The sequence below is a fragment of the Streptomyces sp. NPDC002619 genome, assembly GCF_042889305.1.
Taxonomy (GTDB): Bacteria; Actinomycetota; Actinomycetes; order Streptomycetales; family Streptomycetaceae; genus Streptomyces.
In genome coordinates this window covers 23,106-48,994 of sequence record NZ_JBIAQV010000047.1, presented here as the reverse complement: position 1 = coordinate 48,994, position 25,889 = coordinate 23,106, and the positions used below count along the sequence as shown (strand labels likewise).

Genomic DNA, 25,889 nt, shown 5'->3' with positions numbered 1-25,889 from the left:
GAGGCCCTGCTCGTATGCGCCGAGCACCTCGCGACCACCCGATCGGGACTCCGGTTCGATCGACAAACCCCAAGATCGGTACGACAACAGCTACTAAGCTTGATGTTTAACGTCGCTGGTCACTCGACCTGCTGAGATCGCTGGGATCTTGGGGCATATGAGACGGCCGTTCTTCACGCTTCGAGATGTCGAGTAACGAAGCACGCGAGGAACGGCCGCTGCCCATGAGTCTGCCTGTCGATGTGCCCGGAAGTGAGGCGCTGGGCCTGTTGTCCCGCTTTCGGGTCGAGTTCTACGAGTGTCTTTACGCCCGCGCGGACGCGCTCTTCGAGCTCACCGATGCGGTGTTGTGCGCGGACGGGCCGGTGAAGACCTTGGTCGAGCTGTCGCTGGCGGCCGAGCACCGGCGCGGGCACGGTGCGCTGTACGCCGCCCTGGACCGGGGCTGGCTGGAGCCGGCGCGGTTGCGCCGCGCCCTGGCCGGCCTGCCGCTGCCGAAGGCGGCCGACGGACGGATCGTGCTCGCTGTGGACGTGTCGCACTGGCTGCGGCCCGATGCACCGACCAGCAACGAGCGGCTGTTCTGCCACGTCTACGGACGCGGAGACCGCAGCTCGGACCAGCTCGTGCCCGGCTGGCCGTATTCCTTCGTCGCCGCCCTGGAGTCCGGCCGCACCTCCTGGGTCGCTCTTCTGGACGCGGTCCGCCTGGGCCAGGCGGACGACGCCACCCAGGTCACCGCCAGCCAACTCCGGGAAGTGGTCGGACGGTTGACCATGGCCGGGCACTGGCGGCCGGGTGACCCCGAGATCCTGATCGTCATGGACTCCGGCTACGACGTCGCCTACCTCTCCCACGTCCTGGCGGACCTGCCGGTCGTGCTGGTCGGACGTCTGCGCTCGGACCGCGTCATGCTCCGCGACGCAGGTCCCGCCCGCTCCGGGCCGAAGGGCGGGCGGCCCCGCAGGCACGGCGGCGTCCTCACCCTCGCCAAGCCCGACACCTGGCACCAGCCCGACGTCACCACCTCCACGGACACCACCCGCTACGGCACCGCCGAGGCGACGGCCTGGGACCGGATGCACCCCAGACTCACCCACCGCGGCCCCTGGCTGGAGCACGCGCACGAGGAACTGCCCATCCTGCACGGCACGTTGATGCGGCTGAAGGTGGAGCGCCTGCCGGGCGACCGCGACCCGAAACCCGTCTGGCTGTGGTCCTCGGCCGCCGGCGCCACACCGGCGGACGTGGACCGCTGGTGGCATTCGTTCCTCCGCCGCTTCGACCTGGAGCACACGTTCAGGCTGATGAAGCAGACGCTCGGATGGACCGCCCCGAAGATCCGCCACGCGGACACCGCCGACCTGTGGACCTGGCTCATCATCGCCGCGCATACCCAGCTCCGACTCGCCCGGCCCCTCGCTGAAGACCTCCGCCGGCCTTGGGAACGCCGCACCGAACCCCGTCGCCTCACCCCAGCCCGCGTCCGGCGTGGGTTTCGCAACCTCCGCGCCACGACCACGAGACCGGCGGCCGCACCGAAACCCACACGACCAGGCCCTGGACGGCCTCCCGGCTCGAAGAACAAGCACCGGGCCAAGCGTCACGACGTCGGCAAAACGGTCAAACGCGCCGAGTCGATCAAGGAACATCAAGCTCACCGACGTTAAACGTCAAGCTAAGTGGTGGGCTCCGGAAATCCTTCGGGGGTTGACGTGAGGTCAGGCCGTGTGCGGGGCGCGGATCGCAGGTTCGGTCCGGCGAGGTAGACGCCGTAGGTGCAGTCCCCCTGCCAAGAGGGCCGGCGAAGCCGCGGAGACCGACACTCCGCTGTCGCACTGGAGCTGCTCGAAACCGGCCGCGGAAACTCACCGCGCGCTGCATCTCCGGCCCCGGCATCCGCCTCCGCCGTACGCCAGCGGCTCGCCCAGGACCCGATCAAGCCCTGCGCCGGGTCCGGAGCGCGAAGCCCGGCCTTCCGGGATCGGCTCCCGTGGCGCGGCACCGAGCCATTTCGCCGCACGTCACACCGCCGTCACCCTTCCGTAGGCGGGACGCCGACCAGTTTCACCAGGAACCGGTCCACTTGTTCCTCCAGCGGGGGCCAGGGCAGCTCGGGTTGGTTGACGCGCAGCGAGACCGCGCCGTGGACGGCCGTGCGCAGGTCCAGGGAGACGGTCTCCGCGTCGCCACGCGGCGCCAGCCCGGCGTCCATGCAGCGGCGGATCGCCGCGGTCGTGCGCTTGGCCATCTCCTCCTTGAAAGACATGTCTGTGCGCCGGTTGAGCGTGCTCTCGTGCAGCACCTTGTACAGCCCCGGGTGCTCGCGGGACCACGCGCCGAGCAGCGCCGTTCGGGCGCGCAGTGCGGCCACTGGGTCGGCGGCGCCCGACTCAGCGTCGTCCACCGCGCGCAGCAGGTCCGCGTGGCAGTGCTCCAGCGCGGCCAGCACTAGCGCGTCGCGGTCGGCGAAATGGATGTAGACGGAGGTCGCGGCGATGCCCACTTTGCGGGCGACCGCGCGCAGCGAGAGGGTCTGGTCGTCGGCGAGTTCGTCCAGCAGCCGCAGTGCCGTGTCGACGATCTCGGCGCGCAGCCGCTCGCCCTGGCCACGCGGGTTGCGGCTGCGCTGCGCGGTGCGGGCGGTCTTTGGGGCCGGGGTGGTCGCATCCATGATTCGGCATTGTATTGGACGGGCTGTAGGGCTACAGTCGTAGCCCTACAGCCGTTCACTCAAGGGGAATCGCCATGACGCTGCCGACCCAGACCACGGTCAAGGACCTGGACCCCGTGTTCGCGGAGATGGCCGCCGCAAGCTTCCAACTCGTCGGACCCGCAAGGGGACTGACGCCGCGTGAGCGGATCCTGCTCAACCTCGTGGCCGACGTCTGCGAGCAGGTCCTCGGCATGCCGTACGAACTGCACGTGCGGGCCGCCCTGGACAACGGCCTCGACGCCGACGACCTACGCGAGCTGCTCCGCTTCATCTCCTACGACAGCGGCTACCCGGCGGCGCTGGCCGCCCTGGAGCGGCTGGCTGAGATCGAGCGCGAGCACGGCCTGCCCGGGCCGACCGGCCAGGGCCACCAGGTGAACGCGGACGGCATGGGCAGCCCCCTTCCCGCCGCGATGCGCGCCGAGGTGCGTGCCCTCGACCCGGGCTTCGCCGACTACATGGACCTGCAGTCGCGGATCCGCGCCGGCATGTCCCGGATCAGCGTCCGTGAGCGGGCGTTCGCCACCATGACCGTGGACGTCCTCTACCAAACCCTCCAGGAGAGCTTCCGCGCCCACGTCGGCCGTGCGCTGGGCGCGGGGGCGACGCCCGACGAGGTCCGCGCCGCCGTCCGCGCCACCGCAACGTTCGGGATGACCCGGACCTGGCGCGCCCTGACCGTCCTCGACGCGCTGCTGGCCGACCAGGATGAACTGCAGGGAAAGCAGACGGCCGGGGACGCCTGACCGCCTGTCGCCTGCACCCCGCACACGACTCGGACTGCAGGGCCGGTCCGTCACAGTGCGGGACGCAGGTGCGGTCCAGGGCATCGTTGGGCGAGCTGGCGACGCCACCGCGGCGCGGCAGGCTGCACGCCCGTCAGTGATCCACTTCGCGAGATCGGCCGTTCCTCCCGCCGTGCGCATACCCTGTGCCCGCCCCGTGCTGCTGACCGCCGCCGAGCGCGAGCGGCTGAAGAAGATGGCCTACGGTGACAAGATCGAGTACCGGCTGCGGGTCCGCGCGCAGGTTGTCCTGCACGCGGCGCGGGGGCGCTCCAACGCGCGCATCGCCCGCGAGACGGGTCTGCACCTGGACACGGTGCGCGCTTGGCGGGGCCGGTTCGCCGCCGGCGGACTGCCGACCCTGGCCGACTGCAAGCGCTCGGGGCGCCCCGCCCGTTTCACTCCCGTGCAGGTCGCCGAGGCCAAGGCGCTGGCCTGCCAGTTACCCGACGAGACCGGCGTAGCGCTGGCGTGCTGGTCGTGCCCGGAGTTGGCTGCCGAGCTGACCGCGAGCGGGATCTCCGATACCGTCTCCGCGTCCACGGTGCGCCGCTGGCTGCGCGAGGACGCGCTCAAGCCCTGGCAGTACCGGTCCTGGATCTTCATCCGCGACCCGGACTTCCGCGCCAAGGCCCAGCGTGTCCGCGCGGCAGCCGACCGGGGCCGCAGGGCGGCCTTCTGGGCGCTGCGTGCCGGTCTCACGGAGGACGCGATCGCGTGTCTGGAGGCGAGCCGCTCCCTGGTGCTTGGCGTGGCGGCCGTCTCGGCGGGCGTCGCCGACCGCCTGGCGGCCCCGGGCGAGGGCGAACTGGCCGAGCGCTGGCGCAGCGCCGCCTCCGACCGCTCCTGGGACCGGGCCGACGACCGCTCCCCACTGGAGCTGGTGGCCGCAGCGGGCACGGGGACCGACGGCCTCCCCGATGACCTGCGGCAGCGCTCCCCGCTGGAGCTGCTCGGCGCAGCGGGCACGGGAGCCCCGGGCCTCCCCGGTGACCTGCGGCGCCGCTCCCTGGACGTACTGCGCGGACAGGCCGGCGCCGACGTACAGCCGGTGTTCGCCTCCGTGGGCGACCCACAGCCCGACCGAACGATCTCCAACTGAAGGGTCATTGCTTCCGGTGTTCCTGGAGACGCGCCCGGATCCGTCGCACGGCCAGCACTGTGGAGATCGCCACCGAGACGATTAGAAGGATCCTGTCGAAGCTCACGCCGCCTCTATGTTCTGTATCCAAGATCTCCTGGCCTGCTCTCCACGGTCATCATGGCGTGGTGCGGGCCAGCGGTGTCCGGCAGTTGGCGCGTCCGTACGAGCCGTAGGCGGTGGCCTGCTGGACCACTTTCCCGTGCAGGCTGACCGAGCAGGTGGCGTTGCCGCCCTCCTTGCCCAGGACGATGGAGACGACCGCCGGGGCGCCGGCGGTCAGCTCGGCGCCGCCGCGCCAGGGCAGGTGGGCGCTGACGGTGTGCAGCCTTCTGTCCGGCCCGGCGTAGCTGATCTGGGCGGTGCCGCGGCCGGTGATCTGGTAGGTCACGGGGATGGTGGGGCCTTGGTGTCTGGCCTCCGCGCCGTTCTTGCCGTCCCCACTGTGGGTGGCGAGCAGGACGCCGACAGTGGCGAGAACGGCACACAGGAGGGCACCGCCGAATACGAGAGGGCGAGCGCGGCGCCGGGTGGCGGGAGCCGCGGCGGTTTCATTACTTTCGGGTGTTTCGGGGCCTGCTGCTGTCTGGATTTCCATCGCCGACTTCCATTGCGCAGATGGGCGCGAACGCCTGGTTTCGAGTTCTTCGAAGCGTGCCTGTCGATTAGAGCCAAGGCGGCGGAAAGGCGCAAGTGTCGGACCGAAAGGCCCCTTTCGTGCCTGCGGCCCACCACTTCCGGGCCGACTTATCCCCGAAGCGCAGTTAAGTGGCTGCCATCACTCGGTAAAGCGCCCACCGTAAAGACAAAGCCGATCCCAAAATTGTGTGTAGCCGGTGGCTGAATCTGTGTCCATGAAACGGATGAACCAGGTGATTCGGCTGGCTGGATGGATGGTTCGCCCTAATTTTGCTCGAACTGTACTCTCGCTAGACCTTCCCGTGATCGTCGTGCCACAGTTCCGCCGCTGATTCGGTGTCCCCCAGCACTGGTCGCATCAACGGCTATGGAACCGCCATGGCCGTTTTTGTGCGGGCGCGTCTACGTACGTGGTTTACGGTGCTGCGGTTCATTGTGTCCTGTTCGCCGGCAACAGTCCCCAGAAGTGGGTGGCATGCCGGAATGGCCATTTCGGCATGCCTCGGGATATTCGCGCTCCGGAAATCACGCGCAGACGCGGCCGCTTGTGTCGCGATTGTCGATCACGCGTGACAAGGAGTTTTGGGTGGCGAGACGAAGTCGGATAGCCGCATCGCTGGTGGCGGGAGCGTTGCTGGGCTCTTTCATACAGACCCCCGCATTCGCCTCCGCGCCGTCATCGGGCCATGGCGGCGGTCCAGGAATCATCGGCACAGTCAAGGGCTGGTTCGGCGGCGGGCATTCCGCACCCAAGCCGCCGACCGGTCCGAAGGACGCGATAGCCGACCGGCAGAAGCTGCCGCCGGGCAAGAAGGCGCCGAAGGCGCATCTGGTGCGGGAGTTGACGTCCAAGCGGACCCCGTCGGCGCGGTACTGGAAGCTGTCGGACGGCACCACGCAGGCGGAGGTCTCCGCGGTGCCGCTGTCGTACCACTCGGCACACGGGTGGAAGGCGATCGACACGAAGGTCGCCGCAACCGGCCGGGCCGGCTACCGGTACGCCAACACCACCAACCTGGCCCGCTCATACTTCGGCTCCCGGAGCGGGAACCTGCTGCGTTTCGAGGCCGACGGAAAGCATGCCGTCACCCTGGGCCTGGCCGGTGCGGACAAGTCCGTCTCCCCGGTGGCCAAGGGCGACACCGTCACCTACCGGGGGCTGGCCGGCGGCGCCGATGTCGACTACCGGGTCGGGCGCGGTGAGGTGAAGGAGAACATCGTCCTGAACCGGGCCCCGAGTAGCCCGGTCTCGTTCACCTTCACCCTCAAGACCGGCGGGCTGACTCCCAAGGAGCTGAAGGACGGCTCGATCGGGCTCTACGGTGGCAGGGAATCGGGCCGCCCGGTGCTGGTGATCCCGGCGGCGGTGATGTTCCAGGCCCCGGCGAACAGCGATGCTCCGGTGGCGGATCTGACACACGGCCGGGTCGTGCAGAAGCTCACCCGCCACGGATCGTCCTGGCGGATCACGCTGACACCGGACGCCAAGTGGCTGGCCGCTCCCGGACGGCGGTTCCCGGTGACCGTGGACCCGACGATCGTGCTGGCGCCGACCCCGTCCACCTCGCAGGACGTGATGGTGGACTCCACGCAGTCGACGACGAACCTCAACGGCACGTGGCAGCTGGGGGTGGGCACGACGGCGACCGGCAAGCTGCGGTCGCTGCTGAAGTTCCCGTTGACGGGCATCCCTTCGAACACGAAAATCACCTCGGCGAAGCTGGGCGTGTACTACAACCAGGTCCACACCTCCAACACCAACAGCGTGGTGATCGAGGCGCATCGGGCGACGGGTGCGTGGGATGCCTCGACGGCGACATGGAACAGCACCAGCGCCCTGTCCGGCGAACTGTCCGGTACCACGGTGCAGTTGGACGACGGTGACACCGGGACGGCGGCCAAGGGCTCGTGGCCGTACTCGACCAACTCCGCCTACACGCAGTACGCGGTCAACGGCGACTACGCCTACAACAAGGATGCGGTGGCCGGGGACACCTACACCTGGCAGCCGACCGTTGCGCAGGCGGGTTCGTACCGGGTGGACGTGCACTCGATCCCGGCGAGCGACCGGGCGACGAACGCGCCGTACACGGTGACGTACAACGGCGGCACCTACAACGGCACCATCGACCAGTCCGCCGGGAGCGGCGGGGTGTGGCGGTCACTGAACAACGGGACGGCGCTGCCGTTCTCGGCCGGCACGGCGGGCAAGATCGTGCTCGGTGACGGGCCGGCGTCCACAACGACCTCGGTGATCGCGGACGCGGTGCGGCTGGTCGAGCCGGGGACGACGCTGACGAAGGCGGCCGGCTCGTACGACCAGTGGCACAACTTCGCGGTGACCGACACCGTGCAGAAGTGGGTCAACGGGACGACGAACAACGGGTTCGTGCTGCAGGCGGCCGACGAGTCGACGCTGGGCCAGGGCGGCCCACTGTACGAGGCCGGCGAGTACGCCTACGGCGGCGAGACCGCCACCTACCCGAAGCTGACCGTCGTCTACGGAACCCCGGGCGTGGCGGTGAACCCGCCGACGGTCATCCACGCCACCGGCGCGGAGCTGTCCTGGCCGGCGTACACCAACACCACCGGGGACCCGGCGAACGATCTGGCCGAGTACCAGGTCCATCGGTCCGTCTACCAGGGCTTCACCCCGACCTCGGCGACCCTGGTGGCCCCGGTCGCGGCGGGCACGACGTCGTTCACGGACACCACCGCGGTACCCACCCCGGCGGACGCCCCCGACGACTTCCACGCGGTCTACTACGAGGTCGCCGTCAAGACCAAGGGCGGGCAGGTCATCGGCGGCCCGGTGCAACTGGCCGACCTGCCGAAGGCCGGCCAGACCCGGCAGATCATCCAGTCCGGGCAGAGCGACGCCACCCTGTCCTCGGCCCAGCCGACCACCGCGCACGACACCATCGCCTCCGACGGTGCGAACCAGAACTGGTTCACGGTCGGCAACAACTCCGCCACCTACGGCAAGACCCGTGCAGTGCTGAAGTTCCCCACCAGCTCGCTGCCGTCCACCGCCCGGGTGCTGGACGCCCAGGTGCAGGCGGAGTCGACCATCACCACCAACACCGGCGGCGGCTCGGCCTCCTACGAGCTGCACGGCCTGACCAAGGACTTCGACGAGGCGACGGCCACCTGGAACAACGCCACCTCCACCACCGCCTGGACCACGGCCGGCGGTGACTACTCGGCGACGGTCAACGACGCCGACACCGGCTTCACCAACGACCCGGTTCGGCACTGGTGGGACGCCACCTCGCTGACCCAGGGCTGGATCAACACGCCGTCCTCCAACCACGGCGTACTGATCAAGGTCAGGGACGAGTCGACCACCGGGCCGCAGGAACGGTCGGTGTTCCTCTCCTCGGAGACGAGCGAGCCGCAGCTGCGCCCGCAGTTGGTGGTCACCTACGTGGACGCCACCACCAACTCGACGTACTACGCGCCGCAAGTGCCGCAGCGGATGACCCCGGGCACCACGTACAACGTGGACCTGTCGCTGACCAACACCACCAACACCACCTGGGCGGCGGCCGATCAGGTGGTGTCGTACCGGTGGACGCTGCCGGACGGCACCGATGTGACCAACGGCGGCAACCAGATCCAGACAGCGCTGCCCAGCGATCTGGTGCCCGGCCAGACGGTCACCATCCACGCGCAGGTCAAGGCGCCCACGAACGCCGACTCAGGCAACCCGACGAACTCCCGCACCCAGTACACGCTGACCTGGGACGTCTTCAACAAGACGAACAGCACCTGGAACTCCGCGAGCGGCGGCGTGGCGGGCCTGGCGCAGGCCGAGACGGTAGAGGACCCGACCTCCGACCAGATCGGCCTGGAGAAGTTCTACTCCTACACGGGCATGGCCACGGGTGCTGGCTCGTCGGTGATGACGAACCTGGCGTCGGGCAACAACGTCTTCTCGTACAACGCCTTCTCCAACCCGGGGCGCGGTCTTGGGACGTTCACACGGTTCGCGTACAACTCCCTGGACACCTCGGACACCGTGATGGGCCCGGGCTGGTCCGCGCAGGCGAGCGCGCCGGTGCGCCTCGGCGCGGCGCTGGACTTCCACCCCAACCCGAACCCGACCGAGGTCACGCTGACCGATGGTGACGGCACCGCGTCGGTGTTCACCAAGCAAGTGGACGGCACCTTCAAGGCCCCGGCGGGCGTGCACTTCCTGCTCGCAATGAGGGGTGGGGTCACCTGCACCCCGGACAAGGACGACACCCCGGACGCGTGGTCGATGACCAAGCCGGACGGGACGCGGTTCTTCTACGACTGCGACGGCTATGTCACCTCGATCGTCGACAAGAACGGCAACACGGAGACGTTCACCTACGCGATCCGCAGGTCGAACAACAAGCCGACGCACTTCCTGAGCTACATCACCGACCCGGCGGGCCGGCAGACGCTGACGGTCACCTACTACAACAAGGGTGACAACTACAGCTACGTCGACGGCACCGGGAACCTGGTCTCGGACACGAACCTGACCAACCCGAAGATCATCGACCACCTCGCGTCGATGACCGACATCTCGGGCCGTCAGGTGATGTTCAACTACACCACCCAGGGCCTGATGGGCCGCCTCACGGACGGGGCCGGATCCGCGCAGCCGAAGGTGTTCAAGTTCACCTACGACGCCACCCAGGGCACCAAGAACGTCAAGCTGGTCACGATCACCGACCCGCGCGGCCACGACACCAAGCTCAACTACTACGCCCCGCAGACCGGTGACAACCCCAAGTACCACTGGTGGGCCAAGACCCTCACCGACCGGCTGAACAACAACACGTCGATCGGTTACGCGGTGGATGCGTCGAACAACGCGTTCACCGACACGACGATGACCGACGCCAACAGCCACGTGACGAAGTACGTCACGGACGACTTCTCGCGTCCGGTGCAGTCCACGAACGCGAAGAACGAGGTCACGAAGCTCACCTGGGACGCCGACAACAACGTCACCTCGGTGATCGAGGAAAACGGCGCCACCACCACGTACACGTACGACCCGAAGACCGGTTACCCGCTGACGATGAAAGACGCGGAGGCCAACAAGAACGGCTGGCCGGCGAGCGTCTACACGTACCAGACGCGGCTGGACGGCTACAGCGCCGACCTGTTCACCAAGACCTCCCCGGAGGGCCGCAAGTGGCAGTTCGGCTATGACAGCTTCGGCAACCTCACCTCGGTGCAGGACCCCAAGGGTGTCGCGGCCGGCTCCGGCTACACGACCACGTACGCGTACGACTCCTATGGCGAGCTGAAGACCGCCACGGACGCGAACGGCCACGCCACCAACTACAGCGCCTTCGACGCCAACGGCTACCCGCAGACCGAGACCGACGCCCTGGGTGATGTCAACCAGACCGCGTACGACGTCCGCGGCGAGGTCCTGTCCGTCACGGACGCGTTGAACAAGACCACGACCGAGACGTACGACACCTACGGCCGTCCGCTCGTGTCCAAGGTCCCGAAGGACCAGGCCGCCGGCTCGTACATCACCGCTCCGGCGCCGGTCTACGACGCGAACGACAACGTCACCCAGGCCACCGCGCCCAACGGGGTCGTCTCCACCGCGGTCTTCGACAACGCGGACGAGCTGACCTCCAACACCGGGCCGAAGGACAACTCCTCCGACCCGGACCGCATCACCTCCTACACCTACGACCACGTCGGCAACCTGCTGTCCTCGACGTCTCCGAACGGCAACCTGCCGGGCGCCACGCCGGGCAGCTACACCTCGACCACCGGCTACGACGTGCTCAACCGGCCGGTGTCCCTCACCGACGCGGCCGGCCACGTCACCACCACGATGTACGACAACGTCGGCAACTCGGTGCAGGTCGTCGACCCGCTCAAGAACCTGACGGCCGACTCCACCGACTACACCTCGAAGTACGCCTATAACCTGAACCACCAGGCGATCTCCGTCACCGACGCGGCCGGTCACACCAAGCAGACCGGGTACGACAAGGACGGGCTGCAGACCTCGACCACGGACGAGGACGGCAACAAGACCCTCTACACCTACGACGAGCGCGGCATGGTGTCGCAGGTGCAGGCGCCACACGACGGCTCCAGCCCGATCATGTACGACACAACGAAGTACGACTACGACCAGGTCGGCAACCAGACCAAGGTCTACTCGCCGCGGGCGGTCGCCGCGAACTCCACCACGGCGTTCACCACACAGACGACTTATGACGAGCTGAACCGGGTCAAGCGCACGTACCAGGCGTACGACCCGAACGACTCCCGCTACAACAACGCGAACGTCTACACCGAGAACACGTACGACGCTGACGGCCGCCTGCAGAAGGTGTCCGCGCCGCCGTCCGCCGGGCAGAGCGTCCGCAACGACACCAGCTATACCTACTGGGACGACGGCCAGGCGAAGACGTCCACGGACCCGTGGGACATCACCACGTCCTACGACCACGACGAGATGGGCGACCAGACCTCCCGCACCATCACGTCCGCCGGCGGCTCGCAGGCGCGGACGATGAACTGGACGTACTACCCGGACGGGATGATCCACACCCGCACGGACAACGGCGTCCCGGTCGGCCTGCAGGTGGACCTGGCCGACAACTCCGACGTCCAGAGCGTGGCCACCACCGGTTCCTGGCCGACGGCCAACTCCGGCAGCGACCACCAGGGCTACGACTACGCCACTCACGCGGCGGGCACCGGGTCGGACTCGTTCACCTGGAACCTGACGGTCCCGCAGGACGGCACCTACCAGGTGTACGTGAAGTACCCGCAGGTGACGGGTGCGGCCACCACCGCCTCGTACACGGTGGGCTACCACGGCGGCACCGCGACCAAGGCGGTCGACCAGACCAAGAACACCGGTACCTGGGTGAGCCTTGGTTCGTACGCCTTCACCGCCGCCGACACCACGCAGAAGGTGACGCTGGCGCAGAACAGCGGCGGCACCGTGGCCGCGGACGCCGTCAAGATCGTCCGTGACAACAGCGCCGACACCGACAACGAGAAGACCGCCTTCACCTACTCCTACGACGCCAGCGGCAACCTCGTCGACCTGGCCGATGCCACCCCTGGCGCCCGCTACGACGACTACGCCGCCACCTTCGACGGGGTGAACCTGCTCTCCAAGCTGGAGGTGAAGAAGTCCGGCTCCGCGGTGCACACCACGTCGTTCTCCTACGACGCGGACGGCAACACGCTCTCGCGCAGCCATGACGCGACGGTCGCGGACTTCCAGTACGACGTCCGCAACCTGCTGCAGAAGGTCACCAACAAGGAGACGGCGACCGATACGTCGCCGAAGGTCACGCAGTTCACCTACACCCCGGGCGGCCAGGTCGCCACGGAGACCAAGGCGAACGGCAACGTCACCACCTCCGACTACTTCCTCGACGGTGTGCTCAAGCACCAGTTGGAGAAGAAGTCCGACGGCTCGACCGTGGTGGCCGAGCACACCTACACCTACGACCCCGACGGCAACACCACCGAGGACACCTCCAAGGTCCAGAACGCCGACGACCACGCGGCGTACAAGAACCAGACGCTCGACTACGCCTACACGCCGCGCGATCAGGTCGCTTCGGTGACCAAGACCGGCGGCGGGCAGAACGAGTCGTACGTCTACGACGGCAACGGCAACGTGACGTCGGCGACGTCCGGCGGCCAGACCACCACGTCGAACTACGACCGCAACCGGCTGGCGACCACCGTCGTCGGCGGGGTCACCTCCGGATACCACTACGACCCGTACGGCCGCCTGGACAACGTCACCACCGGCGGCAATGTGATCGAGCGCTACACGTACGACGGCTTCGACCACATCTCCAGCGAGCAGAAGAAGAACGGCACTGGGTACGACACCACCAACTTCACCTACGACCCGTTCGACCGGACCGTCTCGCAGACGCAGAACGCGGGCGCGACCGGGGAGAAGACGACCGTCTTCGACTACCTGGCCATGTCGAGCGCGGTCGTGTCGGAGACCGAGAACAGCAAGGTCACCAAGACCTACCAGTACTCGCCGTGGGGCGAGCGGCTGTCGCAGGTGAAGATCAAGTCGGACGGGACCGAGGAGCCGACGTACTATTCGTACGACGCGCACTCCAACGTCCAGGCGGTCACCGACGCAGGCGGCGACACCAAGTCGACGTACGGCTACACCGCCTACGGCTCGGACGACTCCTCGCAGGACACCGGCGCGGACAAGCCCGGAACTGGCTCGGCGACCGACCCGTACAACGCCTACCGCTTCAACGCGGACCGCGTGGACGGCTCCACGGGCACGTACAACATGGGCTTCCGCACCTACGACCCGGGCCTGAACCGGTTCCTGTCGCGGGACATGTACAACGGCGCCCTGGGTGACATGGGCCTGGTGTCCGACCCGCTGACCGGCAACCGCTACGCCTTCGCCGGCGGCAACCCGATCAGCAACATCGAGCTCGATGGCCACGGCTGGCTCTCCGACCTGGGCCACGCGGCCCTGGACGTCGCCGGCATGGTCCCGGTCGTCGGCGCGGTGGCGGACGTCGCCAACGGTGCCTGGTACGCGGCCGAGGGTGACTACCTGGACGCCGGTATCTCGTTCGCCGGGGCCATCCCGGTGATCGGCGACGCCGCGCTGGGTGCCAGGATGGCGGTCAAGGGCGCGAAGTACGCGGCCGAGGGCGCCGAGGCCCTGCAGGGCCTGAAGAACGCCGACCACCTGGTCAACGACGCCAAGGCCCTCGAGCACGCCGGCGAGGACGCGGCGGACGTCGACAAGGCGGCGCAGAAGGCGAGGCAGGAACAGGCCGCCGCGGACAAGGCAGCCCGGGAGGAGGCCGCCAGGAAGGCGGAAGAGGCCGCTGCGCAGGCCCGGGCCGAGGCCAAGGCCGAGGCGCAGGCCGAGGCCACCGCGGAGTCGAAGGCCGAGCAAGCGGCCGAGGGCGCGACGTGCAGCTTCGCCCCGAGCACGCCGGTCCTCATGGACCACGGCAAGACCAAGCCGATCGGGCAGCTCAAGCCCGGCGACAAGGTCGAGTCCGCGGACCCGGAGACGGGCAAGGACAAGGGCGCCCGCACGGTGCTGGCCACTTTGGTCAACCACGATTCCGACCTGGTCGATGTCACCCTGGACACCGGGCACGGGCACACCGCGACCCTGCACACCACCTCGAAGCACCCGTTCTACGACAAGACCACCCGGAGCTGGGTGTCCGCCGGCAAGTTCGTCAAGGGGCACGTCCTCGAGACGCCGGATGGCGGTACCGGGGTGCGCGTGACGTCGGTAACCTCCACACCAGGAGCAGCCGACCGGTACAACCTCACCGTTCAGGAACTCCACACGTACTACGTCCTGGCGGGCGGGATCCCGGTCCTGGTCCACAACACCTGCCCGAACCTGAACTCGGGCAACAGCCCCGCAGCGGCCCAGGGCACAGCGGTCCACAACGGCCCCGAGTGGGCCGAGCACCTGGACTCGCTGGGCTACAGCCCCGGCCGGGAGGTCTCGCCCGGTAACATCCCGGACGGCTTCACGGACGCCGGGTTCCCGGTGGAGCTGAAGCCGGCGACCAAGAGCGGCATCAGGGCCGGTACGCGGCAATTGCGCCGGTACATGAAGGCGATGGGTGTCGACTATGGTGAGCTGTGGACTTATCAGTTCACCCAGGACGGGGTGGCCTTCAGCTTGACGGCGATACCGAAGAGCCCGTTCCGATGGCTGAAGTGGCGCTGAGATGGAGGCCCGCGTGGCACGTGCGATGAGTGCCCCAAGCATCCTGAGGGCGGCAATCTCGGCCGGGATCATCCCGGACTCGGCCGAGGTGTCGCGCAAAGGGGTGGCCCAGTGGGACGACGGCGTCCTGGCATGGGTGGCGTGGCTGTCGAAGGACAAGACCGGCCGGCTGCTGTGGCACACGAACACGGGTGACGCGAAGTTCGGCGATGCCATGGAGGAGTACGGGCGGCTGTCCGTGCCGATCCGCGGCATCGGCGACCCGTCGCTGGAGTGGCCGGTCGCGTTCACCGAGGACGTCGCGGCTTGGCTGCGCGACGGGCTCGGAGAGTCGCTGACCTTCGTCGAGGACCGCGCGGACCTGTGCCGGCTGCTCCAGGAGAAGGGCGATGTCGCGCGCGGCGGGTTGTACGCGTGGCTTCCCATCGCGAACTATCCGGCGCGCCTCGTGCAGTCGCTCATCCTCGCCCGGGACCTCGGCTCCGCGGAGCTCGAGCAGCGGGCGCTGGAGCGGCTGGCGGGCGAGCCGGTGGAGCTGTCGCACGGCCGGGTTCTGGACATCCAGAGCTCGGCCGGACGGTGGGCCAAGGAGTACGCCAAGGCGCTGGGCATCCCCGTCCAGCTCTGATGGCTCAGCAGGGGTACGGCTCTCGAAGGCGCAGCCGCCTTCGAGGGCCGTTTCTCTGTCTTCGCCTTCGACGAGGCCGCGGCTGAAGCTTCCCCTTGATCGTGGACACCTGAAGACTGGGATCTGAGGTTCCAGAGGAAGCAGTGTCAGGTGGGAAGCAAGTACTCGAATCGGTACTCGGACGAGTACAAGTGGGACGCGATCGAGCTCGTGCGGTCGTCGGGCCGAACGGTGACCGAAGTCGCCCGGGAGCTCGGGATCAGTTCGGAGTCCCTGCGGGGCTGGGTGAAGAAGGCCCGTGCCACCCAAGAGGCCGAAGCCGGGGCCGGGCTGTCGGGGCCGGGCGGCAACATTCGGGACGAGGAGTTGAAGCGGCTGCGGAAGCTGACCGTGTCCAAGATCTCGGGGAAACTTCAATTCAGGCCCACCCCGAACGCTGGACGGTGGAGCGGACCTACGGATGGCTCATGCTCCACCGCCGCCCGGCCCGCGACTACGAGAACCGTCCCGCCCGGTCCGAAGCCATGATCTACGTGGCCATGGCCGACCTCAGGGCCCGCCGACTCACCGGGGAGAACACCATCTCCTGGCGTGACTCGGCAAAGCGACACCAACCACAAATCCCGGGATGAAACAACGGGAGAAAACGATCTCTAATACGGACCAGTCGAACAATGATCTCTACCTGTACCAGGGCCGTGCCTGGGCTCCTCCTACGGCTGCGGGAGGTCAGGACACGAGCCGTCCGACTGTGTCATCGTCCATCCGTCCCCGAGCACCTGGACACTCGTGTGTGGGGAGCGTTGCGCATCGACGGAAGGAGCCGCAGGGGCGCCGTCCCGATCCGCGTCCGCGGGCTGCCCGGCGAGCGGCAGAGCCACGTGAGTCACCGTGCACGCCAACTGCCGCATGGCCAGGTGGCTGAGGGGAGGGACATCTTTGGGGAGCTGGATGGAGAAGGTGTGGTCGCTGCCGATCAATACGTCCGGTGTATCCGTCAGGCGGGGCAGCTCCGTGGTGGCCGTCACGGCCTCGCTCGTGGTTGGTCCGCCGAACAGCAAGCGCACGACGGCCCTGAAGTCCCCAGGGTCGCCGATCTTGCGGGGATAAGGCGTCAGATCACCGTTGTGCAGGAAATAGAGGGGGATGACGGTTGGCACCGAGGGTTTCGGACTGGGAGAGCGCATGCCGCTCGCCGGTTCGCCGGCCTGGATGACGTCGGACGGGGGGACTCCGCACGCCGCCAGCGTGAGCGCGGCCGTGAGCCCGACCAGCAGCGCCGGTACGCGCGAGCCCTTCACCGGGCACTCCCGGCGTCGGCGGCGGCTGCGGTGTCGCGGTGCAGGGGGAGTTCGACCGTGAACGCCGCGCCGCCTCCGGGCAGGTTCGCCGCACTGATGCGTCCTCCGTGCAGGTGCACGTTCTCCGCCGTGATGGCCAGGCCCAGTCCGCTGCTCTCGCTTCTGGTCCGTGTGGTGCTCGCCTTGTAGAAGCGTTCGAAGATGTGCGGCATGGCTTCCTCGGCAATCCCCGGTCCGCCGTCGGTCACCTCGATGAGGGCCCACGCCACGTCCGCTCGCTCCTCCCTCACGCCCATGCTCACCCGCACCGGCGGCGCCCCGTGCCGCAGCGCGTTGCCGATCAGATTGGCCATCACCACGTCGAGTCGGCGCGGATCCACACGCGTCCTGAGCACGCCCGGCCGGGGCAAGTGGGTCTCCACCCGGCCCTGCCACCCCCGAGAGGCGAGGGTGCGCTGTACGGACTCGGCCAAGTCGATCTCGTCCAGGTTGAGTTCGACCGCGCCCGCGTCGAAGCGGGAGATTTCCATCAGGTCGTTCACCAGCACGCTCAGCCGACTGGTCCCCTCGCTGATGAGCTGCAGCGCCTCGCTGGTCTCCTCGTCCAAGCGCAGCGCCTTCTCGTCCAGCACGTCGGTGACCGCCGACATCGCCGCCAACGGCGTCCGCAGTTCGTGGGAGACGTCCGCGACGAAGCGGCGCGCCTGGGCCTCCAAGCGGCGCAACTCCGCGACCGACTCCTCCAGTGCGGCCGCCGTGTGGTTGAAGGATCGTGAGAGGTCGGCCAGTTCGTCGGAGCCGTTGACGGCCAGCCGGACGCCCAGGTGCCCCTCGGCCATCCGGCGCGTGGCCCCGCGCAACGCCCGCACGGGACGGAGAACGCCGCTCGCGGCCAGCAGCGCCAGGACGACGGCGAGGCACAGCGCCACCAGGGTGGCGTGCTCGATGGCGCTGACCATCGCCTCGACGTATGCCTGTTCAGTGTCCTGCGGCACCACCAGGTACATCACGAGCCCCGAGAGCTTGGACTCCGTGCCCTCGCCGGAGTTGTACGTGACCGGCATTCCGACGACGAGCCAGGGATGCCCGTCGTCGTTCACCCGCTGGAACACCGCGGCGCGTTTGGTGTCCACGGACCGGCGCAGTTCCGGGCTGAGCTTGTCGAAGTCGGCACTCGGCGCGTAGGCGCGGAGGCTGCCGTACGTGGCCAGTACCCGCCGCCCTTGTGACTGGTTGGCCTGGAATACCTGGTTCACCGCCTTCTGCAACCGGGCCAGGCTCGGCGCGACGGGCGTCTCAACAGCCACTGCGTCGACACTGGTCCGGAACTGCCGGATGACGGAGTCCTGGCTCTGCTGCAGCACCCCCGTGCGCGCCTCCCGGAAGGCGACGGCTCCGGTGCTCAGGGCACTGGCCGTGGCCACCAGGACGAAGGCCACCACCAGGCGGGAGCGCAGGCCCCTCAGTGGGAGCGGGACCTTCGCCAGGACCGCCCGATAAAACCTCGCCTGCCTGGGGCCCTGCCCGGCTGAGACGGCCTCGCGCTTGCGTATGTGCTTGCGTGCCCGGACGGATCTCTGGCCGCTCACGGGGAACAGAAGCGGTAACCGAAGCCGCGTACGGTCTGGATGTACCGGGGATCCCCGCCCAGCTCACCGAGCTTGCCGCGCAATCGCTTCACGCAGGCGTCCACGAGCCGTATGTCGCCGTAGTAGCTGTGCTCCCAGACCGCTTCGAGCAACTGCTGGCGGCTGAACACCAGTCCGGGCGAGGCCGACAGGGTCAGCAGGAGCCGAAGCTCGGAGGGGGCGAGCGCGACGGATGCACCACGGTGTGTCACCACGAGCCCGGCCCGGTCGATGACCAGCTCGCCGTGCGACTCCGCCCTGGGCCGGACGGCGTCGGAGACCGACGCATCCTGCCTGCGCAGTACGGCCCGTATTCGCGCGTCGAGCACCCGGGCCTGCACGGGCTTGACTACGTAGTCGTCCGCGCCGGCCTCCAGCCCCACGACCACGTCGATGTCGTCGCCCTTGGCGGTCACCATGATGATCGGCACCTGGTCGCGATCCCTAATCCGCCGGCATACGTCGAGGCCGGACATACCGGGCAGCATGAGGTCGAGTACGACGACGTCCGGATGGAAGGGGTGGAGCTGTTCCAATCCCTCTTCACCCGTTTCGGCGGCACGGACGTCATGCCCCTGATGTCGCAGCGCGAGCTGGACAGCCTTACGGACATCTGGGTCGTCTTCGACAATCAGGACGCGGGGCATATCGACAGTATGCACAGATCGTTTTCGGTGCCCGCCCCGGGAAAGGTCCCCTCTCGGAAGCCGTTACAGAAGGATCACACTGGATGGGGATGCGCGGGGCGCCTTCCGCCCGGCAGGCAGCCGGGTCCGAAACGCCGAGAGTCGCCGCAAAACCACTCGTTATCCTTTCGTGATTATCCGAACCAACGGCCATCATCCGACGTGACCAGTCTCAGCTGCCATGCATTCGGCACGAGAGCGGGAATCCGCACCGCCCACCGGCAGCGCAGTGGCCTCCCACCGTCGTGGCCGTCAGCAACGGTCCTCCCATCGCCGCGGCCGTCCGCGCCGCCGGGGCCGGAGCTACCTGGTGGGCACGCTGGTGGCCGCGGGCTTGCTCGGCTCCGCGGCGTTCTTCCTGGACGGCCGACGAAGCGACGTGTCGAGCGCCGCGCCGCGCCAGCGGAGCACGGTGCACATCACCCCCACCCCCACCGCCACCCCTACGCCCACCCCGACCCCCACGCCGACCCCCACCGAGATCGACGTCCCCTCGACCGGCACCGGTACGTTCGTCACCGCGCGTGCCAGTGGCGCGAAGGTCGGTCACGGTACGCGTCTGCTCCGCTATGCGGTGCAGGTCGAGACCGGGCTCGACATCTCGCCGGCCCAAGCGGCGAACGAGATCGCCGACATACTCGCCGCTCCCCGGGGCTGGACCCACAACGGGGCCAACTTGTTCCAGCTGGTGAGCGAGGGACAGCCCTACGACCTCAAGGTGAAGATCGCGACACCGGGAACGGCGGACGCCCTGTGCTGGGCGGGCATCCATCAGGACACCCAAGGCGAGTACAACTGCGAGATCCCGGGCGGCGTGGTGGTGAACCTTGAGCGCTGGATCAAGGGCTCGCCCACGTTCGACGGTCCGATCCATGACTACCGGGCGCTGATCATCAACCACGAGATGGGGCACTTCCTGGGTTACACGCACATGACCTGCGCGGGCCCCGGCCAACCGGCCCCCGTGATGATGCAACAGATCAAGGGCCTGCACGGATGCGTCGCCAACGCCTGGCCCTACGACAAGAACGGTCACTTCGTCTCCGGGCCCCACGTGCCGTGAACCGTTACGGCGACCGGCCGTCTCCCTCTGACGCCGCGGGGCCGGCGGGAGACGATCACGGCCGGCGGGCAGCCGGAGAACCGCTGTTACAGCTTGGTCATCGTCCGGGCCAGCCGCCATCACCTGCGGACGCCAGTCTCGAACTCAGCGACAGCCCCATGGTCGTCAAGGCCATCAGGCACTCGCGGTGCCGTGTTCCCCGTGCGCCGGTGCTGTCGGCGTGGGCAGAGCCCCACGATCCCGCGGTTCCCCGTGGCCTGCAGGCGACACCCCCTCTCTCGATCGGATGGAAGAGCATGTCTGGATCCCCCACTGTTCGGAAATTGGCCGTAGCGGTGAGTCTGCTGCCGCTGCTGGCGGCTTGCGGCACTGAGGCGGCATCCCACTCGGCTGGCGGCGGGCAGCTCTCGGCCGGGTCGTCGGGGCAACTCGACGTTCCCGCGGACGCCGACGCGGACCTCAAGAAGCAGTACCTCTTTGAGAACGCGATCGCGTCCTGCATGAAGAAGCAGGGGTTCATCTACACCGCCGTAGCCCCCGAGGATCCCGTGGCCTCCTGGGCCACCGACGGGGCGGACTACAAGCTGACGAAGAAGTACCGGCAGAAGTACGGCTTCGGTATCTACTCGGGCATCGTCTACCCCAACGATCCCCAGGCACCGGGCAGCAAGGCGTCCCGGGAGGACTCGACCGACACGCCCAACGCGGACTACGTCGCCACACTCACTTCCGAGCAGAAGGCCGCCTACGACAAGGCGCTGGGAGTCGCGGGCGCGGAGGCGAAGGCCAGCGGTGAGGAGCCGGCCGGTTGCATGAAGTCGGCCAATGAAGAGGTCTACGGCTCCGTGTCGGACCAGGAGCGAAGCGTTACGACCGCGGCACGGAACCAGGCGAACGCGCAGGCGCTCAACGGTGATCCGAAGCTGATCGATCTGGCGCAGTCGTTTGCATCGTGCCTGAAGGAGCACGGCATCCCCGTCACGACCACGCAACCGACCAGCATCGGGGACATGGTGAGGCTCCGGGCGGGCATGACGGCTTCCCCCGGCGCCGGGCGTCCCGCCGCGGTGAACCCCGACGGGACCCAGGTGAAACCCATGAGTAAGGACGAGGCCCTGCCCCTGCTCACCAAGGACATCGGGTTGGCGATGCAGGACCTGGAGTGCGGCAAGGACTTCCGTGCCGCCTACTTCCCGAAGTTCTTCAAGGCCCCGACCAGCGGTGGCGGTGCCGGGTGAGGCAGCGCCGCAACCGGGTGAGCAGCCGTCCCAAGCAGTTGGGGATCATCGTCGCCGCGGTGGGGCTGGTGGGCGTGGGCGGTTGGTTGGCCGGATCGCAGATGCAGTCTCCGGCGGACGCGGCTGCCGCACACCGGCCGCCGAAGGCCGGACCGGTCACCGTCGCGGTCGAGCGGCGGTCGCTGACCGCGAGTGTGGTGGCCCAGGGCTCGGTGGAGTTCGCCTCACCGCAGAGCCTGGCCCTGGCCGGGCCCGTCGGGTCCCCGGACTCCGGTTCCGAGGGGTCCGGGGCCGGCGATGCCGTCGTACAGCGGGTCACCAAGGCACCGGCCGCCGGATCGGAGGTGAAGGAGGGCGACGTGCTGATGCAGGTGAGCGGCCGACCGGTTCTGGTGCTGCGGGGATCCGTTCCGATGTACCGCACGCTCGGTCCGGGCGCGTCCGGAGACGACGTCAAGCAGCTCGAGAAGGCCCTGACCCGGCTCGGTTTCAACCCCGATGGAGCCACCGGGACGTACGGGCAGTCGGACGCCGCGGCGGTGAGCCGCTGGTACAAGAGCAAGGGCTTCCACGCGGAGGAGCCAAGTTTCGCGGACAGGCAGCAGCTGGGAACGCTCGAAGCGGCTGTGACCACCGCGCAGCAGGCCCTTCTCCAAGCCCAGGATCAGGGCAGCGGTTCCGAGGGCTCCGGCGACGGTACCGGCGCCGGTGGTGAGGCCGGAAAGTTGCAGCTCAAGGCGGCACAGCAGCAGTTGGACGCGGCCAACGCCGCGCTCTCCGCCTTCCAGGCCGGCTACGGGACCAAGATCCCCGCAGGTGAGGTGGTCTTCCTGCCGGATCTGCCAGCCCGGTTGGACAAGGTGTCCGTGAAGATCGGTGACACCCCGTCCGGACCGGTCGGCACGGTGACCAGCTCCCAGGTCGTGGTGCAGGCCGTGGTGCCGGGCAACGACGCCAAGTTGCTCCACAAGGGCATGACGGCGCAGGTGGAGACGCCCGACGGCAAGAAGGTGGAGGGGGAACTGGTGGCGCTTGGCGACGATGTGCCGAAGAGCGATCCGGGGGACGGTGAGAACCCGGCGGGGACATCGGGCGGCGGGAGCGGCGACGCGTCGGCTCCTGTTCCGGTACAGATCTCTGTGCCGTCGGGGGAGCTGACCAAGAACGCCAACGGATCCGCGAAGGTGACCATCAAGGTGGGCTCGTCGCACGGTGAGGTGTTGACGGTGCCCATCGCCGCGCTCCACACATCGGCCGACGGGCCGGCCAAGGTGCAGGTCCGGCGAGGCAGCACAGTGGTGGATGTCTCCGTCAAGGCGGGTCTCTCCGCGGAAGGGCAGGTGGAGGTCACGCCGTCCGGTGACGCCCTGAAGGCGGGCGATCAAGTGGTGATCGGGCAATGACCGGCCTGCTGGCTTCCGTCGTGCTCGACGCGGATACGGTCATCCAACTGGTCTCCGTCGACCGGACCTTCGACTCCGAACCGCCGGTGCACGCCCTGCGGGACGTGAACCTGGCCGTCCGGCGCGGCGAACACCTGTCGATCGTCGGCCCGTCCGGCTCCGGCAAGTCGACGCTGCTCAACACCCTGGGACTGCTGGACCGCCCCACCTCGGGTGCCTACTGGCTCGACGGGGTGGAGACCAAGACGCTAAGCGACCCAGAGCGCACCTCGCTGCGCGGCAGCCGGATCGGATTCGTCTTCCAGTCCTTCCACCTGCTGCCCTACCGGACGGTGGACGAGAACGTCATGCTAGCCGAGGCCTACCGTCGGCCGCGCCCCGGGCGGGCCCGTGCCAGCCGCCGCGCCAGGGCCAAGGAGGCGCTGGAACGGGTGGGCCTGGCGCACCGGTTCGGCTTCCGGCCGGACAGGCTCTCCGGTGGTGAAAGGCAGCGTGCGGCGATCGCCCGGGCGCTGATGAGCGAGCCCGCTCTGCTGCTCTGCGACGAGCCCACCGGCAACCTCGACAGTGAGAACACCGAGTCGGTGCTGGACCTCTTCGACCAACTGAGCGAGCAGGGCATGACCCTGGTCGTGATCACCCATGAGGAGGCGGTCAGCAAGCGGGCCGACAGGCGGGTAAGGATCAGCGACGGACGACTCACCGAGGAGAACCGATGAGGGCCCGGGCACGCGTCCTGGAGCCGGCGGCCCCGGTGGACCCGCCGACCGCCGACCGGCACACACCTCGCCGGGGACGTGTGCGGCGCCGCGGCAGGGCCAGGGTCATCGAGCGTCCCTGGATGGACTTCAGGGACCTGTGGACCGAGGCGCTGGCGGGGGCGCTCGCCCGTCCGGTGCGCTCCGCCCTGACCACTCTGGGCACGGTGCTGGGCATCACCACCCTGGTCATCACCATCGGCGTCTCGGCCACGGCGGGCAATCAGATCGTCGGCCGGTTCGACGCCCTCACCGCCACCTCGGTCACGGTGGTGGTACCCCCGCCGCCCCCGTCGGCCGACCCCGTCCCACTCGTGGACTGGTCGGGTGTCAACGCCGTCCGGAGGCTCGCCGGGGTCGATTCGGTGGCGGCGATCGCCGACTCCCAGGCAACCGCGAGCGTCCAGGTCCGTGCGAATGACGTGGTATCCCCCGGGGAGGTCACCGGCCAGACCATGGCGGTTCTCGCCGCGTCCCCCACGCTGCCCGCCGCGGTGCGCGGCAGGATGACCGCCGGGCGCTTCTTCGACGACGGGGACATCGCCAGACACGACCGGGTGGCGGTGCTCGGCGACCAGGCCGCACGGCTCCTGGGCATCACCTCGGTACAGGACTCTCCCGCGGTCTTCCTGAAGGGCCAGGCCTACACGGTGATCGGGATTCTCGGCGGAGTCGAGCGGGAACAGCAGCTCTCCACCGCGGTGATCCTGCCGCCCACGACAGCCGACGACCAGCTGGGCCTGGGAGCGGTGACCCGGGTACTGATCAACACCGCGCTCGGCGCGGCGAAGCAGGTTGCCCACCAGGCACCGATCGCGTTGGCTCCCGGAGCCGAGGACGCCCTCTCCGTCACGGCACCGCCCGACCCGACCAAGGCACGCAAGGGAGTGCAGGGCGACGTCAACGGCCTGTTCCTGGTACTCGGACTGGTCTCGCTGGTGGTCGGGGCCATCGGTATCGCCAACGTGACGCTAGTGACGGTCATGGAGCGGATCGGGGAGATCGGACTGCGCCGCGCCCTCGGCGCCTCGCGACGACAGGTCGCCGGCCAGTTCCTGGTGGAGTCGACGACCATCGGACTCCTTGGCGGCGTCATCGGCGCCGTCCTGGGCATGGTCATCGTGGTGGCCGTCTCCGCCGTCAGGGACTGGACCCCGGTCCTGGACGTCCGTCTCGCTTTCGGAGCCCCGGTCGCCGGAGCCCTCGTCGGACTTCTGGCCGGTCTCTACCCGTCACTGCGGGCGTCCCGTATGGAGCCCGTCGACGCTCTGGGCTCCTAAGGTGGCTGTTGGCTTTCTTCGCCACCGGGGCATTCTGCTTTTGCCTCGGACTGGCCTTCGTCCGCGACTACCGGGGGCTGTCGAGCCAGATTGCGACTCGCACGCGGGACGAGGACGCTCAGCGCGTCATCAACAAGATCGTGGGATGGATCCTTGTCATCGGGGGCACTGCCTTCCTGTACGGCGCGACGACACTCCTGGTCGACTGGCTACTGACCTTTTCGTGTTGGTGTCGGTTGTGTGGTGATGTTCAGGGCCGGTTTCGGTGAGGCAGCCGTTGATGAGGTCGGGGTGCCGTTGGATGTGGGTCAGTCCGCGGCGGAGTGTGCGCTCGAGGTGTTCGGGATCGGTGAACGCGGTGTTGGCCATGGGCCCTCGCCGCAACAGCGACCAGACGCCTTCGACAGGGTTCAGATCTGGCGCATAGGACGGGAGCTGGAAGACGGTGAGCCAGTCGTGGTCAGCCGCATACTGGCGCAGTCCGGCCGTCCTGTGGGTGTTCAGATTGTCCCAGACGATCACCACGGGGGCACCGAGCTGGAGATGCGCACGGACCAGAAGGTCACGGTAGTCCGTCCACGAAAAGCTCTTCACGGCTCCCTTGAAAGGCAGATGGAAGCGTGGGCGGTAGATCAGCCGCGATGTCTCGCCGGGACGGTAGCAGCACGGGGCCGCCACCGAGATCCGGCGTCGGGAACGGCCCTGGACCCTGACCACGGGTGTGTGACCGCGCCGGCCCCAGGTGCGGGCGCGTGGCGGCGTCATCGCGAAGCCGGCCTCGTCCTCAAAGACGATGTAGGCCCCGAGCGCCGCCGCGGTCCTTCCACCTGCGGCCACACGTCTTTCTTCCAGAGTTCGACTGCATGCTCGTCGCGTTCCAGTGCGCG

At 68.5% G+C, this 25,889-nt stretch carries 16 protein-coding genes and 3 pseudogenes; 12 read left to right on the top strand and 7 right to left on the bottom strand.

Annotated elements, in window-relative coordinates; genetic code table 11:
- Positions 1–224: 224 nt before the first annotated feature.
- Positions 225–1,670 (top strand): NF041680 family putative transposase, encoded by a 1,446-nt coding sequence (locus ACFYXB_RS38535; RefSeq protein ID WP_389589645.1) that lies wholly within the window; start codon positions 225–227, stop codon positions 1,668–1,670.
- A gap of 365 nt (positions 1,671–2,035) precedes the next feature.
- Here the strand turns inward: ACFYXB_RS38535 and ACFYXB_RS38530 are convergent, their stop codons facing one another.
- On the bottom strand, positions 2,036–2,674 hold the full coding sequence (locus ACFYXB_RS38530) for a TetR/AcrR family transcriptional regulator (RefSeq protein WP_389589644.1): 639 nt from the start codon (positions 2,672–2,674) through the stop codon (positions 2,036–2,038).
- Between the two features lie 74 nt (positions 2,675–2,748).
- On the opposite strand from ACFYXB_RS38530, the gene ACFYXB_RS38525 reads away from it, so the two are divergent.
- Both ACFYXB_RS38525 and ACFYXB_RS38520 read left to right on the top strand, forming a co-directional pair.
- Positions 2,749–3,462, top strand: coding sequence for a carboxymuconolactone decarboxylase family protein (locus ACFYXB_RS38525; RefSeq protein ID WP_389589643.1), 714 nt, complete (start codon positions 2,749–2,751; stop codon positions 3,460–3,462).
- 172 nt (positions 3,463–3,634) lie between these two features.
- Positions 3,635–4,603 carry a helix-turn-helix domain-containing protein gene (locus tag ACFYXB_RS38520; RefSeq protein ID WP_389589642.1) on the top strand — a complete coding sequence of 323 codons (969 nt, stop codon included), beginning with the start codon at positions 3,635–3,637 and terminating at the stop codon, positions 4,601–4,603.
- Positions 4,604–4,760: 157 nt separating this feature from the next.
- Here the strand turns inward: ACFYXB_RS38520 and ACFYXB_RS38515 are convergent, their stop codons facing one another.
- Positions 4,761–5,240: a hypothetical protein gene (locus tag ACFYXB_RS38515; RefSeq protein ID WP_389589641.1), complete on the bottom strand. Its 480-nt coding sequence runs from the start codon at positions 5,238–5,240 to the stop codon at positions 4,761–4,763.
- A gap of 627 nt (positions 5,241–5,867) precedes the next feature.
- Here ACFYXB_RS38515 and ACFYXB_RS38510 point away from each other — a divergent pair.
- The 4 genes and pseudogenes from ACFYXB_RS38510 to ACFYXB_RS38495 all read left to right on the top strand — a co-directional run.
- Positions 5,868–15,017, top strand: a complete 9,150-nt coding sequence (locus ACFYXB_RS38510) for a DNRLRE domain-containing protein (protein ID WP_389589640.1) — start codon at positions 5,868–5,870, stop codon at positions 15,015–15,017.
- Between the two features lie 13 nt (positions 15,018–15,030).
- On the top strand, positions 15,031–15,645 hold the full coding sequence (locus tag ACFYXB_RS38505) for a hypothetical protein (RefSeq protein WP_389589639.1): 615 nt from the start codon (positions 15,031–15,033) through the stop codon (positions 15,643–15,645).
- 150 nt (positions 15,646–15,795) lie between these two features.
- Entirely contained in the window at positions 15,796–16,173 is a 378-nt protein-coding gene (locus ACFYXB_RS38500) for a transposase (protein ID WP_389589638.1), read from the top strand.
- A pseudogene (locus tag ACFYXB_RS38495) lies at positions 16,080–16,277 on the top strand (IS5/IS1182 family transposase); the annotation flags it as partial. The gene ACFYXB_RS38500 and the pseudogene ACFYXB_RS38495, both read left to right, overlap by 94 nt.
- A gap of 81 nt (positions 16,278–16,358) precedes the next feature.
- On the opposite strand, the gene ACFYXB_RS38490 reads toward ACFYXB_RS38495, so the two are convergent.
- Genes ACFYXB_RS38490 through ACFYXB_RS38480 form a run of 3 tightly spaced genes read right to left on the bottom strand, consistent with a single transcriptional unit; the run spans position 16,359 to position 19,221 of the window.
- Complete coding sequence (locus ACFYXB_RS38490; RefSeq protein ID WP_389589637.1) at positions 16,359–16,946, bottom strand: hypothetical protein; 588 nt, start codon at positions 16,944–16,946, stop codon at positions 16,359–16,361.
- Entirely contained in the window at positions 16,943–18,535 is a 1,593-nt protein-coding gene (locus ACFYXB_RS38485) for a sensor histidine kinase (RefSeq protein WP_389589636.1), read from the bottom strand. The genes ACFYXB_RS38490 and ACFYXB_RS38485 overlap by 4 nt, the downstream gene beginning before the upstream one ends.
- Complete coding sequence (locus ACFYXB_RS38480; RefSeq protein ID WP_389589635.1) at positions 18,532–19,221, bottom strand: response regulator; 690 nt, start codon at positions 19,219–19,221, stop codon at positions 18,532–18,534. Before ACFYXB_RS38480 ends, ACFYXB_RS38485 begins: the two co-directional genes overlap by 4 nt.
- 220 nt (positions 19,222–19,441) lie before the next feature.
- On the opposite strand from ACFYXB_RS38480, the gene ACFYXB_RS38475 reads away from it, so the two are divergent.
- From ACFYXB_RS38475 to ACFYXB_RS38455, 5 genes are all read left to right on the top strand, one after another.
- Positions 19,442–20,323 (top strand): DUF3152 domain-containing protein, encoded by an 882-nt coding sequence (locus ACFYXB_RS38475; RefSeq protein ID WP_389589634.1) that lies wholly within the window; start codon positions 19,442–19,444, stop codon positions 20,321–20,323.
- Positions 20,324–20,646: 323 nt separating this feature from the next.
- On the top strand, positions 20,647–21,561 hold the full coding sequence (locus ACFYXB_RS38470) for a hypothetical protein (protein ID WP_389589633.1): 915 nt from the start codon (positions 20,647–20,649) through the stop codon (positions 21,559–21,561).
- A gap of 17 nt (positions 21,562–21,578) precedes the next feature.
- On the top strand, positions 21,579–22,964 hold the full coding sequence (locus tag ACFYXB_RS38465; RefSeq protein ID WP_389589632.1) for a peptidoglycan-binding protein: 1,386 nt from the start codon (positions 21,579–21,581) through the stop codon (positions 22,962–22,964).
- Positions 22,961–23,683, top strand: a complete 723-nt coding sequence (locus ACFYXB_RS38460; RefSeq protein WP_389589631.1) for an ABC transporter ATP-binding protein — start codon at positions 22,961–22,963, stop codon at positions 23,681–23,683. The genes ACFYXB_RS38465 and ACFYXB_RS38460 overlap by 4 nt, the downstream gene beginning before the upstream one ends.
- Positions 23,680–25,002, top strand: a complete 1,323-nt coding sequence (locus tag ACFYXB_RS38455) for an ABC transporter permease (protein ID WP_389589630.1) — start codon at positions 23,680–23,682, stop codon at positions 25,000–25,002. The genes ACFYXB_RS38460 and ACFYXB_RS38455 overlap by 4 nt, the downstream gene beginning before the upstream one ends.
- A 209-nt stretch (positions 25,003–25,211) precedes the next feature.
- Here ACFYXB_RS38455 and ACFYXB_RS38450 read toward each other — a convergent pair.
- Together ACFYXB_RS38450 and ACFYXB_RS38445 are read right to left on the bottom strand one after the other, a co-directional pair.
- Positions 25,212–25,767 (bottom strand): annotated as a pseudogene (locus tag ACFYXB_RS38450) (transposase).
- Positions 25,764–25,886: pseudogene (locus tag ACFYXB_RS38445) on the bottom strand (transposase); the annotation flags it as partial. The pseudogenes ACFYXB_RS38445 and ACFYXB_RS38450, both read right to left, overlap by 4 nt.
- Between the last annotated feature and the right edge of the window lie 3 nt (positions 25,887–25,889).

Coding starts and splice junctions, on each gene's coding strand:
- ACFYXB_RS38535 (WP_389589645.1), top strand. CDS start 225: ATGAGTCTGCCTGTCGATGTGCCCGGAAGTGAGGCGCTGGGCCTGTTG.
- ACFYXB_RS38530 (WP_389589644.1), bottom strand. CDS start 2,674: ATGGATGCGACCACCCCGGCCCCAAAGACCGCCCGCACCGCGCAGCGC.
- ACFYXB_RS38525 (WP_389589643.1), top strand. CDS start 2,749: ATGACGCTGCCGACCCAGACCACGGTCAAGGACCTGGACCCCGTGTTC.
- ACFYXB_RS38515 (WP_389589641.1), bottom strand. CDS start 5,240: ATGGAAATCCAGACAGCAGCAGGCCCCGAAACACCCGAAAGTAATGAA.
- ACFYXB_RS38480 (WP_389589635.1), bottom strand. CDS start 19,221: ATGCCCCGCGTCCTGATTGTCGAAGACGACCCAGATGTCCGTAAGGCT.
- ACFYXB_RS38475 (WP_389589634.1), top strand. CDS start 19,442: ATGCATTCGGCACGAGAGCGGGAATCCGCACCGCCCACCGGCAGCGCA.
- ACFYXB_RS38460 (WP_389589631.1), top strand. CDS start 22,961: ATGACCGGCCTGCTGGCTTCCGTCGTGCTCGACGCGGATACGGTCATC.
- ACFYXB_RS38455 (WP_389589630.1), top strand. CDS start 23,680: ATGAGGGCCCGGGCACGCGTCCTGGAGCCGGCGGCCCCGGTGGACCCG.